The organism is Nocardioides sp. (assembly GCF_030019515.1).
Taxonomy (GTDB): domain Bacteria; phylum Actinomycetota; class Actinomycetes; order Propionibacteriales; family Nocardioidaceae; genus Nocardioides.
Genome location: NZ_JASEEQ010000030.1, coordinates 1 through 15,740, shown reverse-complemented (window position 1 = coordinate 15,740; position 15,740 = coordinate 1). Strand labels below are relative to the sequence as shown.

Here is a 15,740-nt window from a genome sequence, read left to right as displayed (position 1 = left end):
CCGGCGTCGGCGCGAGCGCGGGCTCGGCACGGCGGGCGGCGGCGGAGAAGACGTCGTCGCGGGTGATCCGGCCGCCCATGCCGCTGCCGCTGATCGTGGCAGGGTCGAGGCCGTGCTCGACGAGCAGCCGACGCACCAAGGGCGTGCGGACTCGGTGGTCGCGTGGTGCGATCGTGGCGACCCCGCCGCGCGACCGCACCGGCGCGATGGTCAGGTCGTCGGCCGCGTCCTCGACCCCGACGAACGTGCCCGGGGTGTCCGGTGCGCCGGCTTCGAGCACCGGTCGGACGAGATCCGGCTCGGAGGTGGCTTCCTCGTCGCCGACGACGACCGCGAGGACGGCGCCGATCTCCACCGTCTCGCCCTCCGCCACCAGCCGGGCCGTCAACACACCGGCGAGCGGCGAGGGGACCTCGGTCTCGACCTTGTCGGTCTCGACGCTCACGAGCGGCTCGTCGAAGGCGACGGTGTCGCCGACCTGCTTGAGCCAGGTGGTCACCCGAGCCTCGTCGATGGTGTCGCCGAGCGGAGGAAGATGAACATCGGGCATGCCGGCTCCTCGGAAGAGAACGAGACGTCCGGAGATGCGGACGATGGGAACCTAAATCGATATTGACATCAGAGTCAACCTTTGGCTACGGTCCCACTCATCCTGTGGCGCCGATCACTTGCAGCACCGCTCATGGAGGAGTCGAGCATGGACCTCATTGGCAAGATTGCCCTCGTGACCGGGGCCAGTCGTGGCTTCGGCAAGCACATCGCCCTCGAGCTCGCGGCTCGTGGCGCCGATGTGGCGCTCGCCGCGCGTACCGCCGCACCGGTAGCGGACGCCTTCGCGCCCGGCACGCTCCAGGAGACGGCCGCGCAGGTCGAGGCGCTGGGCAGGCGGGCCCTGATCGTCCCGACCGACCTGTCCGACCAGGCGCAGGTGATCGCGATGGTCGAGACGACCGTCGACCACTTCGGCGGCATCGACCTGCTGATGAACAACGCCGGCATGGGCACCGGGGGCGACATCTGCGAGACCCTGGTCGACGACTGGAACCAGATCATCGCGGTCAACCTGACCTCGCAGTTCCTCGCGATCAAGGTCGCCGGCCCCGTGATGAAGTCGCGCGGCGGCGGCGCCATCGTGAACATGGGCTCCTACCTCGGCCAGCAGGTCCCCGACCTCGCCGACGGCGACCCGATCTCGGCCGCGTCGACCGAGGCGTCCGGCCCCGGCATCACGCCGTACGGCGTCACCAAGGCCGCCATCGAGCGGCTCACGCTCGGCGCTGCGGCCGACCTCGCGTCGTACGGGGTCCGGGTCAACTGCATCGCCCCGCAGTGGACCGAGACAGAGGGCCTCGACGCGTGGTTCCCCACGATCGACAAGTCGCACTGGGAGCGTCCGGAGGACTGGGCGAAGGTCGTCGGCTTCCTGATGTCGCCGCAGGCGCAGGGTATCAGCGGCCGGGTCATCCGGTCGGCCGACATGCAGGCCATCCGTGCTGCCCTGACCGCCGAGCCGGCACTGGTCTGAGCGCCGCCATGACCGATCTGCAGAAGAGCCTCCTCGACTACCTGGTCACCAAAATGACCGAAGCGGCCGACCAAGAGATCACCGCGTTCCGCCGGATGCCCGAGGGCTGGTCGCGCGAGTGCTTCATGTTCACGCTGGCCTGGAAGGACGGCGGCGGCGCGCAGACCCGCGACCTGATCCTGCGCAAGGACCCCGCGGGCAGCCTCGTCTACACCGACCGGGTGGTCGAGGCGGGCGTCATCCGCTCCCTTGCGGACACCTCGATCCCGGTCCCGGCGGTGTGGTTCCTCGAGACCGACGGAGGGGCGCTCGGCTCGCCGTTCATGATCATGGAGCGGCTGCCCGGCACCTCCTCGCCCGCCGCGCTCTACGCGCCGGACAACGCCGAGAACCGGCGGAGCATCGGCCACGACTTCATCCGGCACCTGGCGACCCTGCACACGACCGACATCGAGGGCCGGGACCTGTCCTTCCTCGGGCCGGTGCCCACGACGACCACCGCCGGCATCCTCGCCCTCGAGCACTGGGAGCGCACGATGGCCGAGCAGCAGCTCGAGCCACAGCCCTTCCTGGCCCAGGTCGGGCGCTGGCTGCGGCGCAACATGCCGGAGGCGCCGCGCGTCTCGGTGCTGCACAACGACTACCGCTCCGGGAACTTCCTGTTCTCCGACGACCACATCACCGGCGTCGTCGACTGGGAGCTGGCTCGCTTCGGTGACCCGATCGAGGACCTCGGCTGGGTGTTCAAGAACATCTGGCGTCTCGACGGGAAGATCTGTGGCTTCTTCGAGCCCGACGAGTTCGTGGCGATCTACGAGGAGTACTCCGGCATCCGGGTCGACCGGGAGGCCCTGCGCTTCTGGGAGGTCTTCGCGGAGTTCAAGCACAGCATCATCGGCCTGACCGGCACCCGGACCGCCGTCGACCGCAAGACCGACGAGATCAACTTCTCGATCGCCCATCTCTACCTGCCGCCCCTGTTCCAGGAGCAGGCCTCCCGCATCGGCATCTGAGGAGAACAGGATGCGCCCGACCACTCTCGAGCTGCTCGAACAGCTCGACCACGTCCTCGAGACGCAGATCGTCCCGCGGCTCCCCGACGAGCACGCCAAGGCACGCATGAACGTCGCCAGCCAGATCATCCGGGCGGTGCACAACCGCGTCCGCCTGCAGGGCGAGGTGCTCGCCGGGGACAACGCCGACCTGGTCGCGCTGCTCGCGCAGCTGGCCGGGCGGCCCGACCCCGGCGGGGAGCCGGCGTACGTGAGCATCGACAGCCTCGCCGAGCGCAACGACGTGCTGAAGGCCGAGCTGGTGACGGCGATCAACGGCCTCGACGACCTGCCCGAGACCGAACGCGCCCGCAGCGACGAGGCCGTCAACGCCTACCTCCGGCGCCAGCTCGACCGGGAGCTGGAGCTGACCGCCCTGCCGGTCTTCGGCGACGCCCCGGCCGATCTTCCGCTCGTCTGAACCACCACACCGAAAGGCTCCAGCATGACCGACGACCTCGACCAGATGCTCGACCGTGTGCTCGACGGCGCGGCCTCCCGCTTCTCCGTCGCCGGGAAGGTCGCGGTCGTCACGGGTGCGTCCTACGGCCTCGGCCAGATGTTCGCCCAGACCCTCGCCGCCGCGGGCGCCGACCTCGTGCTGACCGCGCGCTCGGCCGACAAGCTGGAGGAGACCAAGAAGCTCGTCGAGGCTCGCGGTGCGCGAGCGAGCATCGTCACCGCCGACGTGCGTGTCTACGAGGAGCTCGAGGCCGTCACCCAGGCGGCGGTCGACGAGTTCGGCCGGATCGACGTGATGGTCAACAACGCCGGCATCGGCGACCCCCGCGGCCTCCACTCCGAGATCCTCGAGCCGGAGAAGCCGAAGGAGGAGATCGAGACCGACCTGGTCGGCACCTGGTACGGCATGCGGGCCGCCGCCCCGCACATGCTGCGCCAGGGCTCCGGCAGCATCATCAACATCTCCTCGATCCTCGGCATGGGCGGGCACGAGCACCGCACGCCGGGGTACGTCGCGGCCAAGGCCGGCGTCAACATGCTGACCCGGTCGCTGGGCTGCGAGTGGGCAGACCGGGGTGTCCGCGTCAACGCGCTGGCGCCGAACTACTTCCTCTCCGAGTCGACGCGCTGGATGTTCGAGCAGAGCGGCATGGACGAGTGGGTCCGCAGCCGGACACCGATGCGCCGGGCCGGCAACAACGAGGACCTCGTCGGACCGCTGCTCTTCCTGGCCAGTGATGCATCGTCGTACATCACCGGCGTCATCATCCCCGTCGACGGCGGCTGGAGCGCGAGCTCCGGCTACGCACAGCAGACCCCGCCCTTCGACGGCTGGGACGAGGCCAATCGCCCGATCCTCCCGGAGGTCTGAGCCAGTGCCGAAAACTGCTCGGGCCAGTGGTCGCTCCGACGTCGAGGAGCTGATCCGCCGTCACGCGACGGAGCGTCCTGACGACACGTGGCTGAAGTGGCTCGACGAGGAGTACGCCTGGCGTGAGGTGCTCGACGCCGCACGGCGGGTCTCCAACGGGCTCGTCGAGCGCGGCGTCCGGCCGGGCGAGCGGGTCGCGCTGATGCTGCCGAACCGGCCGGAGTTCCTGTGGGCGCACTTCGGCACCGTCTTCGCCGGCGCGCTCTCCGTCCCGGTCAACATCTCCCAGCGCGGAGCGACCCTCGAGTACATCCTGCGCGACTCCGGTGCGGTCGCCGTGATTTTCGCCCAGGACCTCCGCGACGTCGTCGTGAGCGCGACCGTCGGCTGCCCCGACCTGCGCACGCTGGTGACCGTCGACGGCGCCCACGACTCGATCGTGCAGCACACGTTCGAGGACCTGATGGCCGCGCCGTCGGTCGACCTCGAGCTCGACGAGGGAGCGGGCGGCGGCGTGGGCCTGATGTACACCTCGGGCACGACGGGCCCGCCCAAGGGCGTGGTGACCAAGGCGTACGACCTCGCCAGCCTCGAGGCGCTGATCGCGGAGGCGGGGGTCCGTCCGGGCGAGACGATGTACACGCCCCTCCCGCTCTACCACGGCAACGCGTTGGTCGTGTCCGCGCTCGGCTCGATGGTCGCGGGTGGGCAGCTCGCGCTCAGCCCGAAGTTCAGCGCCTCGCGGTTCTGGGACGACATCCGTCGGTACGACGCCGTCGAGTTCAACGCGCTCGGCGGGATCATCCCGATCCTGCTCAAGCAGCCGCCGCGGCCCGACGACCACGAGAACCCCGTGCGGGTCGTGCTGTCCGCCGGTGCCCCCGACGACGAGCGGTGGGACCTGTTCCAGCAGCGCTTCGGGGTACGCCTCGTCGAGTGGTTCGGCATGGTCGACTCGCCGGGCACCCTGCTCAACACCTCGGGACGCCCCGGCAGCATGGGCCGTCCGGTCGGTGGCGTCGAGTTCCGTGTCGTCGACGATGCGGATCAACCGCTGCCCACCGGCCAGGTGGGGGAGCTGGTCTTCCGGCACCCACTCGGGCAGCTCTCCCGCTACCACAACAACGAGGAGGCCACGCGCGAGGCCTACCGGGGCGGCTGGTTCCACTCCGGTGACCTCGCCTCGGTCGACGAGGAGGGGTGGTTCTACTACCGCGGCCGCAAGAAGCAGTCGATGCGCCGCCGGGGGGAGAACATCTCGGCCTGGGAGATCGAGACCGTGCTCATCCAGCACCCCGACATCGCGGAGTGCGCCGCCTACGGCGTGCCGTCCGAGATGGGCGAGGACGAGGTCGCGGTCGCGATCGTCCCCGTCGGCGGTGCGACCGTCCGCCCCGATGACGTCATCGAGTTCTGCCGAGGCTCGCTGGCCCACTACGCCGTGCCCCGCTTCGTGATCGTTCTCGACGAGCTCCCGAAGACCGGCACGGAGAAGATCCAGTACCAGGCGCTGAAGCAGGAGTGGCAGCCCGACCTGGCCTGGGACCGACAGACGATCGAGGGGGCACGCTCATGAGGAAGGTGTACGTCGCCGGGGTGCACATGACCCGGTTCGCGAAGATGCCGGAGGAGACGGTCCGGACGATGACCGAGGCCGCCGTCGGCGGCGCGCTGGCGGACGCCGGGGTGGCGGCCGACCAGGTCGGCGCCACGTACTTCGGCAACGCGATCAGCGGGATCATCACCGGCCAGGAGATGGTTCGGGGACAGTCCGCGCTGCGCAACACCGGCGTCCTCGGCGCCCCGGTGTTCAACGTGGAGAACGCCTGCTCGTCCTCCTCGTCCGCGTTCAACCTGGCGTGGCAGGCGGTCGCCTCCGGGCAGACCGACGTCGCTCTCGTGGTGGGCGCGGAGAAGATGACGGAGCCCACCGGGCTCCGCGCGATGCAGGCGCTGGAGTCCGCCGTCGACCTCGAAGAGGTCGACGTCTTGAAGGGCCGGCTCGGCGAGCAGGCCGAGGGCACCCGCTCGTTCTTCATGGACCTCTACGCCGGCACGGCCCGCGGCTACCTCGAGCGCACCGGTGCGACCGCAGCCGACTTCGCCCAGGTCTCGGTCAAGAACCACCTGCACAGCTCGCTGAACCCGCACGCGCAGTTCCGCAAGACGACCACGGTCGAGGAGGTGCTGGCGAGCCGCACGATCGTGGACCCGCTGACCCTCCTGATGTGCTCGGCGATCGGCGACGGGGCGGCCGCGGTCGTGCTCTGCGCCGAGGACCGGCTCCAGACCGAGCGCGACCGGATCGAGGTCCGCGCGAGCGTCGTCACCTCGGGCTATGCCCGGCAGGAGACCGCGTTCGAGGACTCGGCCGTCGTCCGGGCCGCCCGGCGCGCGTACGACCTGGCCGGCGTCAGCCCGGACGACCTGCAGCTCGTGGAGCTGCACGACGCGGCAGCTCCTGCGGAGCTCGTGCTCTACGAGGAGCTCGGCCTGTGCCCGTACGGCGACGGCCCCAAGCTGCTCGCCTCCGGCGCAACCACCCTCGGTGGCCGGGTGCCGGTCAACACCAGCGGAGGGCTCCTCGGCAAGGGGCACCCGGTCGGCGCGACCGGGTGCGCACAGATCACAGAGCTCGCCGACCAGATGTGGGGACGCGCCGGCGACCGGCAGGTCCCGGACGTCCGGTTGGCGCTCGCGGAGAACGGCGGCGGCTACATCGGCTCGGACTCTGCGGCCGCCGTCGTCACCATCCTGTCGCGCTGACGCGGCATCCGAGTCATCCATCGAAGCAAGCACCGAAAGGATCGGTCGTGGAGTTCAAAGAGGTCGTCGGCAACCGGCGCTCCGTCCGGCACTTCCTGCCCTACAAGCAGGTCGAGCGAGAGAAGATCCAGGTCATGCTGGAGGCGGCCAACCGGTCGTCCCGGTCCATGAACGCGGACTACGTCAAGGCGATCGTGGTCAACCGCGACGAGCTCAGCGAGGAACTGCGTGACTCGCTGCGCAACCCGACGACGACGCTGGACCTGGACATGGCGCCGACGTACATCATGTGGTTCATCAACCTGAAGTACCCCGAGGGCACCAAGGAGCGCCTCAAGCAGCTCATCGACCACGGGGTGAACACGCCGAGCCACGGGTGGTCGCACGCCTACGTCGACGGCGTCATCCAGAAGACCGTCATCGACAAGATCACCGGCGACGACTTCCGGCTCAACTGGATGGGTGCGATCGAGACCGGGCAGGCGATCGCGCAGGCGCTGCTGGCGGCGTACGACGAGGGTCTCGGCGCGTGCCTCCACAACTTCAGCGACACCAAGATCCGCGAGGCGCTCAACGTCCCGGACCACTGGCGCCGCGCGTGGATCATGCTCGTCGGCTACCCGGCCATGGGTGCCGAGGACGGCGGCCAGCGGCCCCGTCGCCCGCTCAGCGAGAACTTCTACTGGGGCGACGCCAACACGCCGTTCGAGTCGGATCCGGCCGTGGTGGCGAAGCTGACCGAGGCCAAGCTCCTGCAGACACCCAGCCCGACGCCGCACCGGTTCGAAGAGATCCGTCTCTTCAACCGCGAGTTCGGCCTCCCCGACTGACCGCCGACCGACGACGAAGAGAGACGAGACAGCTCATGAGCAACGACTTCACCGTCGACTCCCTGATGGCGACCGCCGAAGTGCGGCGCTGGCTCGCCAGCGCCCGGCTGGACACCCAGCCCCGGATCGAGCAGACCTCCCGGGTTCAGCTCCTGGCCGACTTCTGCAACGCCCAGGGCGAGAGCCCGACCGAGATGATCGCCAAGGTGCTGCGCGGCGGCGAGGAGGACGGGCAGTACGAGGTTGCCATCAAGGGACGGCGCCAGCTCGACACCGCGATCAACACCTGGGGCGACGGCCTCGGCCTGAACCTCCACCAGACCATCACCTCCGGCAACGTCCTGCGGAGCTTCTTCATCCACAACGGGGTGCAGATGCAGGGGCGCCCGTCCCTGTGAGCACCGGAAGCCTGCTCGTCCCGGAGCCCGTCAAGTGGACCTACATCTACGCCCTCCCTGACGACTCGTCGGCGGAGGCGTGGCACCGGGACGAGTGGCTGCCCGGCCTGGCGAAGCTGGACGGCATCGACCGGGTGGTGGCGCACCGGACCCGCGAGGCACCGCAGCCCGAGGACGTCTCTCGCCCGCTCAACGCCTGGGCCGGGCTGGTCGAGGTGCACCTCCGAGATCCCGACCTCCTGCGCTCCGTGCTGGCCGCCAGGGTGCAAGAGCACGTGGGTGGCCGGTTCCTGGCCCTCCGGGGCCTGCTCTCGACGATCCGGGAGGAGTACGACCTGCGCCGGGACGTGCCCGCCCAGCAGCACCCGTACCTCACCGAGGCGATCAGCTGGAAGGGCAGCCCGCCGCCGACCGAGGAGCCCGTCGACGGAGACCTGTGGCGCTACGTCTACTTCTTCCGCTACCGCGACGGGGTCCCCTGGGCCGAGGGCGAGGACTGGTACCTCGGCCACCACACGCGTGAAGGCCGCCAGCTTCCGGGCCTGCGTCGGTATGTGACGTGGCGGCGGCGCCGCGACGAACGCCTGGACGCCGACACCGCCGCGCAGCTGAACGGCTTCGCCCGCTACACCGAGCTGTGCTTCGAGTCCTTCGAGGCCTGGCACCGCGCCACGCACAGCCATGGACCCCGCTGGCGCATGGACGAGCGCCACCCGGCCGGCGTGTGGACCGACTACCAGCAGCTGTTCGTGGGCACGACACCCGACATCGACATCACCGCCTGACCCGCTGGGCAGGACGGCACGGAAGGACTGACATGCGCATCGCGGTCACCAACGACGACGGCGTGCACGCGCCTGGCATCGCCCATCTGGCGAGCCGGCTGCGCGACGCGGGGCACGACGTGGTCGTCTGCGCGCCGGACAGCAACCTGAGCGGGGCCGGCGCCTCGACCGGCGCCGACCTGCGGAAGATCAAGGGCATCGTGATCGAGCCGACCACCGTCGGCGGCCTGGCAGCGCACCGCGTGTCGTCCACGCCGGCGGTGTGCTCGCTGCTCGCTGTCCGTGGGGCCTTCGGCGAGCCGGTCGACTTCGTGATGTCGGGCATCAACCCGGGCACGAACATGGGGCCGAGCGTGCTCCACTCCGGCACCGTCGGCGCCGTGGTCACCGCGGCCAACTTCGGCGTGCCGGGGCTCGCGGTGTCGATGGACGCGGAGGAGGACGCACCCGACGCGATCTTCGACAGCGCCGCCACCTGGGCACTCTTCGTGCTCGACAATGTCGACCTCGACGGACCGCCGCGCGCGATGAGCCTGAACGTCCCGGGAATCCCGGCCGCGGAGGTCAAGGGCGTCCGGGCGACCGGCCTGGACGCGACCCCCGGCTTCCGCGCCGCAGGGGTCCGGACCATCGAGCCTCTCGCTTCTGGAGGTCGGCTGGTGTCGTTCGTCTACGAGCCGGTGGAACGCCGGCTCGAGGAGGACGGCGACGTGGCTGCGGTCCGCGCCGGCTGGGCGAGCCTGAGCTGGCTCACGTCGATCACAGCGGACGAGACGCCGCGGGGCGCCTGGCGCGAGGACCGCCTGCCGTCGTTCGTCTGACCCGGTCGCTCGCAACGGAAGAGAGATTGACCATGCCCAAGCCCACACGAACCCAGACGACGGGCTCGGGCCACGATGGCACCCTGACGCCGGAGGCGGGCGAGCTCGTCTCCGCTCTGGTGAATGCCGACGCCCTGGCCGGCCTGTCTGCCAAGGGCCTGCGCACCCGCACCCGGCTCCTCGAGGGGGCGCGTAGCGCCTTCGAGAAGAAAGGTTCGTACGTCGAGACGCGCATCTCCGACATCGTCAAGGAGAGCGGCGTCGCCTACGGCAGCTTCTACACCTACTTCGGCTCGAAGGAGGCGCTGTTCTACGAGCTCGCCGTCGAGGTCGTCCACGAGATGTACGTCGAGGGCACCTCGCGCTACCGCGGAGACAACCCGATCGAGCGCATCGACGCCTCGAACCGCCAGTTCCTCGACTCGTATCGCCGCCACGCGGCGATGATGACCATCATCGAGCAGGCGGCGGCGCTCTACCCGGAGTTCCGTGCTCTCCGGCGCCGTCTGCGCCAGGGCTTCGTCGACCGCATCGTCGCCAACTTCGAGCGGCTCTCGAAGGCCGGGCGGATGGACACCTCCATCGACCCGGCCATCGCAGCGCACGCACTGGTCTCGATGACCGACAACTTCGGCTACCTGTGGTTCGTCCTGGGTGAGTCCTTCGACGACGAGTTGGCGCTGTCCACCCTCACCCAGCTGTGGGGGAACTCGCTCGGCCTGCGCTCGACGTAGCGACCGAGGATCGCTAGGAGACTGTCCGCGTCCTCACGCCGGCGATGCACGCCTCGACCAGGGCCGCCCGGCTGACACCGTCCTGGGCGAGGATGGGAGCGGTCGATCCCGTCACCCCCGAGGGGAGGGCGGGAACCAGCCCGGCGTCGGCCGGGTCGAGCACGACCGCGGTGATCACGTCGGCGAAGTGCTCGACGACCGCGATCGGCTCGTGCGCGACGCCGCGCGCCGCCAGCAGCGCGGCCCGTGCGTGGTGCCGGCGCCGGTCGCGCTCGAGCTCCGGGGGCGTGCTCACGACCGGGCTGACCAACACGACGGGCCTCCCGTCGGCCTTGCGGGCCGCGAGCGCCGCGCGGACGCCCTCGAGCGCGAGCGTGGGCTCGAGCGACGCCACCGGGCTCGACGAGGTCAGGACGACGACGTCCGCCTCGTCGAGGGCTGCGACGGCGCCCGGCGACGGGATCGGCGGGCCGGGCCAGTGCACGTCGAGGACCGCCGGTCCCGCGTGGTCCCGCACGAGCCACTCCTGGAAGGCCGAGGTGCCCGCCTCGGTCACGATCACCGAGCCGCGGGGCACCAGGCTGGCCGGGACCACCCGCGCCACGATCCCGGCCTCGCGCCCCAGGGTCGCGGTCGCGGCGGCGAGATCGGCGCCGCCCTCCAGGAGCTGGGCCCGCCGGACGTGGTGGGCGCGGTCCTGGACGCCGAGGTTGAACCAGCTGCCGGCGCCGGACGGCGCGGGCGGGAACTCGTCGCCGCGGATGCCCCAGCCACGGTCCTCGTCCAGCCGTCCGCTCAGCGCGTACAAGACGGCGTCCGTGTCGGGGCACACGAGCAGCCCGTCGACGACCCAGTCGTCGGCGACGTTCGTGACGAGCGTCGTACGGTCCTCGAGGCCCTTGTGAGCGAGCGCCAACGCGAAGCGCGCGCCGCCGAGGCCTCCACAGAGTGCGGTGATTCTCATCTGGTGGCCCCCGTCCATCTCACGAAAGTACGCGGACGACGAATGCCGCCACGCAGGCCGGCTTGGGCGCACCCTCGATCTCGACGGTGATGTCGAGCACGAGCTGGTGACCACCCGGCACCTCGGTCACCGAGGCGATCTTGCCGACCCCGCGGAGCCGGCTGCCGACCGGGACCGGGGCCGGGAAGCGGACGCGGTCGAGGCCGTAGTTGACCAGCATCCTGCTGCCGCGGACCTCGAGGAGCTGCTCGAGGAAGCTCGAGAGCAGCGAGAGGCTCAAGAAGCCGTGCGCGATCGGGCCGCCGAACGGTGACGTGGCCGCCCGGACCGGATCGACGTGGATCCACTGCCGGTCCTCGGTGTTCTCCGCGAAGGCGTCGACGCGCGGCTGGTCGATCTCGATCCAGTCCGTCTCGCCCAGCGGCTCGCCGACCAGGCCGGACAGCTCGGCGGGGTGGGTGGCGATCAGCATGCCGCCCCCTTCACATCGAGAGGCCGCCGTCGACGGGCAGCACCACGCCCGTGACGTAAGCGGCTTCGTCGGAAGCGAGGAACGCGACGGTCCCGCACATCTCCGACGGTTCGGCGAACCGGCCGAGCGGGATCTGCCTGGTCAGCTCCGCGAGCTTGTCCTCGGGGATGCTGGCCACCATCCGCGTGCTCGCGTTCGGTGAGATTGCGTTGACGGTCACGCCGAACCGGCCGACCTCCTTCGCCACGGTCTTCGTGAAGCCGATGATCCCGGCCTTCGCCGCGGCGTAGTTCGCCTGGCCGACGTTGCCGTGGAGGCCGGTGTACGAGGTGACGTTCACGATTCGGCCTGCACCCTGCTCGCGGAATGTGGGCAGGCAGGCCCGCGTCATCCGGAAGGTGCCGCCCGCGTGCACGGCCAGCACCTGCTCCCAGTCTGCGTCGCTCAGCTTCCAGACGACGCCGTCGCGCAGCACGCCCGCGTTGTTGACCAGGACGTCGATGCGGCCCGACGCCGCCAGCGCGGCAGCGACGGTCCGAGCGGCCGTCTCCGTGCTGCTGACGTCGCCGGCGACCAGCGTCGCGTCCCGCAAGCCGGCGGCCCCCTCGAGCGCCGCCTGGTCGAGGTCGACCGCGACGACGGTGGCTCCCGTCGAGGAGAAGAACGTCGCGAGCTCGAGGCCGATGCCCTGGGCCGCGCCCGTCACGATCACCGTCCGGCCGGTGAAGTCCCAGCTGATGTTCGACATGTTCCGTCCTTGTGCCGATGGGTCAGCTGGTCAGCTGACGGCCGATGTAGTCCTTGAGGGTCTCGGTCGAGCCGGCGTAGACGGTCTGGATCCGCCCGTCGCGCCAGGCGCGGGAGATCGCGGTCTCGTCCATGTAGCCGTAGCCGCCGTGCAGCTGCAAGCACTCGTCGGCCACCCGCCGCTGCACCTCGGTCGTCCACCACTTCGCCTTGGCGGCGTCGAACGCGGAGAGTGCTCCGGCGTTGTGCTCCTCGATGCACCGGTCGACGTACACGCGCGCGATGTCGGTCTCGGTGGCCAGCGTCGCGAGCGTCATCCGGATGTGCTGCAGGTCCGCCAGGCGCCCCCCGAAGGCTTGGCGGTCGCGCACGTAGGTGGTGGTGGCCTCGAGGATCGCCTCGCAGCAGGCGACGGCCATCACGCTGACGCTCAGCCGCTCCTGCGCCAGGCCCTCCATCAGGTGGTAGAAGCCGCGGCTCACCTCGCCGAGCAGGTGGTCGCGCGGGATCCAGACGTCGTCGAAGAACAGCTCGGCGGTGTCGGACTCGCGCTGGCCGACCTTGTGGAGGGGGCGGCCGCGGCCGAAGCCGGGCGAGTCGCCGGGCACGGCGAAGAGGGTCATCCCGCGGTGGCCGGCCGCAGGGTCGGTCTTGGCGGCGACGATCACCAGGTCGGCGTTCCAGCCGTTGGTGATGAACGTCTTCTGCCCGTTGAGCACCCAGCCACCGTCGGCGGGGCTGGCCTGGCAGCGGATCGCCTTGAGGTCGCTGCCCGCGTCGGGCTCGGTCATCGCGAGCGCCGTGATGATCTCGCCGCTCACGAAGCCGGGCAGCCAGCGCTCCTGCTGCTCGGGCGTCGCGAGCCCGGTGAGGTACGGCGCCACGATGTTCGTGTGGATCCCGACCGTGGAGGCGAGCCCGAGCGACCCCGCCCGGCAGAGCTCCTCCACGAGCAGTGCGTTGTAGCGGAAGTCGGGCGTCCCGATGCCGCCGTACTCCTCGGGCACGGAGATGCCGAGCAGCCCGGTTTCGCCGGCGCGCCGCCAGAAGTCGCGCGGCGTGACGCCGTCCGCGATCCAGGCATCTAGGTGCGGGGCCACCTCGCGGCGGATGAACTCGCGCACGGTGTCCCGGAACGCGTCGTGCTCGGAGTCGAGCAGCCGTCGCTCCATGGCGCACCTCCCTCGATGTAGCGCGAACGGCACGTTAGATGATCTTGACATCAGAGTCAATTAAGGTGATGGTCGTGGGGTGGCGACCGCCGGGTCGGCCCAGGACAGGAGGAACCCATGCCGGAGGCCGTGATCGCGGCAGTAGCCAGGTCGCCCATCGGTCGGGCCAACAAGGGGTCGCTGGTCGACCTGAGGCCCGACGACCTCGCCGTCCAGATGGTGGAGGCGGCCCTGGCGCAGGTCCCCGAGCTCGACCCGGAGCAGATCGACGACCTGATGCTCGGTACGGCGCAGCCGGCCGGCGAGGGTGGCAACAACCTGGCCCGGGCCGTCGCGGTGCTGGCCGGCTTCGACCGCGTCCCGGGCGTGACCGTGAACCGCTACTGCTCCTCCAGCCTCCAGACCACCCGGATGGCGATGCACGCGATCCGCGCCGGTGAGGGAGACGTCTTCGTCTCCGCCGGCGTCGAGACCGTCAGCAGGTTCCACAAGGGCATGGCCGACGGCCTGCCGGACACCGACAACCCGCGCTTCGAGCGCGCCATCGGGCTCACCCGCGACCGGGCGCTGGACGAGCGGCCCTGGCGCGACCCACGCGCGGACGGCGAGCTGCCCGACCTCTACATCACGATGGGTCAGACGGCCGAGAACGTCGCCGACCACCTGGGGGTCAGCCGAGAGGATCAGGACGAGTTCGGCGTCCGCTCCCAGCGACTGGCGCAGGAGGCGCTCGCCAACGGCTTCTGGGCGAGCGACATCGTGCCGGTCACCCTGCCCGACGGCACCGTCGTCTCGGCCGACGACGGCCCGCGCGCGGGCGTCACCTACGAGGGCGTCTCCCAGCTCAAGCCGGTGTTCCGTCCCAACGGGACGGTGACCGCCGGCAACTGCTGCGCCCTCAACGACGGTGCCGCCGCCGTGGTCGTCATGTCGGACACCAAGGCCGCCGAGCTCGGGATCACGCCGCTCGCCCGGATCGTCGCCACCGGCGTGAGCGGGCTGTCGCCGGAGATCATGGGCATGGGACCGGTGGAGGCGTCGCGCCAGGCCCTGCGTCGCGCAGGCATGAGCATCGACGACGTCGACCTGGTCGAGATCAACGAGGCCTTCGCCGCCCAGGTGATCCCGTCCTACCGGGAGCTCGGCATCGACATCGACCGCCTCAACGTCAACGGTGGGGCGATCGCGGTCGGGCACCCCTTCGGGATGACCGGTGCGCGCCTCACCAGCACGCTGATCCACTCGCTCCAGTTCCACGACAAGTCGGTCGGGTTGGAGACGATGTGCGTCGGGGGCGGCCAGGGGATGGCCATGATCGTCGAGCGGCTCCGCTGATGCGGCGGCTCGAGGGTCAGGTCGCGATCGTCACGGGAGCGAGCCGCGGGATCGGGTTCGCCATCGCCGAGCGCCTGGTCGCGGAGGGCGCCTCGGTCTGCATCACGGCACGCAACGCCGAGGCCCTGGACGAGGCCGCCGGGAAGCTCGGGAGCGACCGGGCCTGCGCGGTCGCGGGCAAGGCCGACGACACCGAGCACCAGCAGGCGGCGGTACGTCGGACCATCGAGCGGTTCGGCCGGCTCGACGTCCTGGTCAACAACACCGGCATCAACCCCGTAGTCGGCCCCCTGGTGGATGCCGATCTCGACGCCGGTCGCAAGATCGTCGGCGTCAACTGCTTCGGCACGCTGGGCTGGGTCCAGGCGGCGTACCGCGCCTGGATGCAGGCACACGGCGGCGCCGTCGTGAACGTCTCGTCGGTCGCCGGCCTCCGGCCCGCGCGTGACATCGCGCTGTACGGCGCGAGCAAGGCGATGCTCAACTACCTGACGCAGAGCCTGGCCATGGAGCTGGCACCCACGATCCGGGTGAACGCGGTCGCTCCGGCGGTCGTGCGCACGCGGTTCGGCGCTCCGCTCTTCGAGGGTCACGAGGAGCAGGTGACGGCGGCGTACCCTCTGGGTCGTCTCGGCGAGCCCGAGGACATCGCTGCGGCGGTGGCCTACCTCGCCGCCCCCGAGTCGTCGTGGATCACCGGCCAGATCGTCGTCGCTGACGGCGGGCTGACCCTGAGCGGAGGAGTGTGACCATGAACGAGCAGCCGACCCCCCAGCAGGTCCGTCGGGCGTTGGCGCGTGCCGAGC

General features: G+C 70.5%; 18 protein-coding genes. 13 read left to right on the top strand and 5 right to left on the bottom strand.

Features of this window, described 5'->3' with window-relative positions; translation table 11 throughout:
* Positions 1-550: biotin/lipoyl-containing protein (locus QMC84_RS22360; protein ID WP_300378879.1), on the bottom strand; the 550-nt coding region annotated here is incomplete at its 3' end.
* 147 nt (positions 551-697) lie between these two features.
* On the opposite strand from QMC84_RS22360, the gene QMC84_RS22355 reads away from it, so the two are divergent.
* The 11 genes from QMC84_RS22355 to QMC84_RS22305 are packed head-to-tail and all read left to right on the top strand — an operon-like array spanning position 698 to position 10,244.
* Positions 698-1,525 (top strand): SDR family oxidoreductase, encoded by an 828-nt coding sequence (locus tag QMC84_RS22355; RefSeq protein ID WP_300378877.1) that lies wholly within the window; start codon positions 698-700, stop codon positions 1,523-1,525.
* A gap of 8 nt (positions 1,526-1,533) precedes the next feature.
* Positions 1,534-2,538 (top strand): phosphotransferase family protein, encoded by a 1,005-nt coding sequence (locus QMC84_RS22350; RefSeq protein WP_300378875.1) that lies wholly within the window; start codon positions 1,534-1,536, stop codon positions 2,536-2,538.
* 10 nt (positions 2,539-2,548) lie between these two features.
* The gene (locus QMC84_RS22345) at positions 2,549-2,998 is read left to right on the top strand and encodes a hypothetical protein (RefSeq protein ID WP_300378873.1); all 450 of its coding nucleotides are present in this window, start codon (positions 2,549-2,551) and stop codon (positions 2,996-2,998) included.
* A gap of 24 nt (positions 2,999-3,022) precedes the next feature.
* The gene (locus QMC84_RS22340; RefSeq protein WP_300378871.1) at positions 3,023-3,910 is read left to right on the top strand and encodes an SDR family oxidoreductase; all 888 of its coding nucleotides are present in this window, start codon (positions 3,023-3,025) and stop codon (positions 3,908-3,910) included.
* Positions 3,911-3,914: 4 nt separating this feature from the next.
* Positions 3,915-5,486: an AMP-binding protein gene (locus tag QMC84_RS22335; RefSeq protein ID WP_300378869.1), complete on the top strand. Its 1,572-nt coding sequence runs from the start codon at positions 3,915-3,917 to the stop codon at positions 5,484-5,486.
* Positions 5,483-6,676, top strand: a complete 1,194-nt coding sequence (locus QMC84_RS22330; protein ID WP_300378867.1) for a thiolase family protein — start codon at positions 5,483-5,485, stop codon at positions 6,674-6,676. Before QMC84_RS22335 ends, QMC84_RS22330 begins: the two co-directional genes overlap by 4 nt.
* A gap of 47 nt (positions 6,677-6,723) precedes the next feature.
* Positions 6,724-7,506, top strand: coding sequence for a nitroreductase family protein (locus tag QMC84_RS22325; RefSeq protein WP_300378865.1), 783 nt, complete (start codon positions 6,724-6,726; stop codon positions 7,504-7,506).
* Positions 7,507-7,541: 35 nt separating this feature from the next.
* Positions 7,542-7,904: a hypothetical protein gene (locus tag QMC84_RS22320; protein WP_300378863.1), complete on the top strand. Its 363-nt coding sequence runs from the start codon at positions 7,542-7,544 to the stop codon at positions 7,902-7,904.
* Positions 7,901-8,689, top strand: coding sequence for a hypothetical protein (locus tag QMC84_RS22315; RefSeq protein WP_300378861.1), 789 nt, complete (start codon positions 7,901-7,903; stop codon positions 8,687-8,689). Before QMC84_RS22320 ends, QMC84_RS22315 begins: the two co-directional genes overlap by 4 nt.
* A 32-nt stretch (positions 8,690-8,721) precedes the next feature.
* Complete coding sequence (locus QMC84_RS22310; RefSeq protein ID WP_300378859.1) at positions 8,722-9,510, top strand: 5'/3'-nucleotidase SurE; 789 nt, start codon at positions 8,722-8,724, stop codon at positions 9,508-9,510.
* A 32-nt stretch (positions 9,511-9,542) separates the two neighbouring features.
* The gene (locus tag QMC84_RS22305; protein WP_300378856.1) at positions 9,543-10,244 is read left to right on the top strand and encodes a TetR/AcrR family transcriptional regulator; all 702 of its coding nucleotides are present in this window, start codon (positions 9,543-9,545) and stop codon (positions 10,242-10,244) included.
* A 13-nt stretch (positions 10,245-10,257) separates the two neighbouring features.
* Here the strand turns inward: QMC84_RS22305 and QMC84_RS22300 are convergent, their stop codons facing one another.
* The 4 genes from QMC84_RS22300 to QMC84_RS22285 are packed head-to-tail and all read right to left on the bottom strand — an operon-like array spanning position 10,258 to position 13,599.
* Positions 10,258-11,226 (bottom strand): 2-phospho-L-lactate transferase CofD family protein, encoded by a 969-nt coding sequence (locus QMC84_RS22300; RefSeq protein WP_300378854.1) that lies wholly within the window; start codon positions 11,224-11,226, stop codon positions 10,258-10,260.
* A gap of 1 nt (position 11,227) precedes the next feature.
* On the bottom strand, positions 11,228-11,680 hold the full coding sequence (locus QMC84_RS22295; protein WP_300378852.1) for a MaoC family dehydratase: 453 nt from the start codon (positions 11,678-11,680) through the stop codon (positions 11,228-11,230).
* A gap of 10 nt (positions 11,681-11,690) precedes the next feature.
* Entirely contained in the window at positions 11,691-12,428 is a 738-nt protein-coding gene (locus QMC84_RS22290) for an SDR family oxidoreductase (protein WP_300378850.1), read from the bottom strand.
* A gap of 22 nt (positions 12,429-12,450) precedes the next feature.
* The gene (locus tag QMC84_RS22285) at positions 12,451-13,599 is read right to left on the bottom strand and encodes an acyl-CoA dehydrogenase family protein (RefSeq protein WP_300378848.1); all 1,149 of its coding nucleotides are present in this window, start codon (positions 13,597-13,599) and stop codon (positions 12,451-12,453) included.
* 117 nt (positions 13,600-13,716) lie between these two features.
* On the opposite strand from QMC84_RS22285, the gene QMC84_RS22280 reads away from it, so the two are divergent.
* A complete protein-coding gene (locus QMC84_RS22280; protein WP_300378846.1) occupies positions 13,717-14,934 on the top strand; it encodes an acetyl-CoA C-acetyltransferase in 1,218 nt (405 codons plus the stop codon).
* Positions 14,934-15,683, top strand: coding sequence for an SDR family oxidoreductase (locus tag QMC84_RS22275; RefSeq protein WP_300378844.1), 750 nt, complete (start codon positions 14,934-14,936; stop codon positions 15,681-15,683). The genes QMC84_RS22280 and QMC84_RS22275 overlap by 1 nt, the downstream gene beginning before the upstream one ends.
* Positions 15,684-15,740 lie beyond the last annotated feature (57 nt).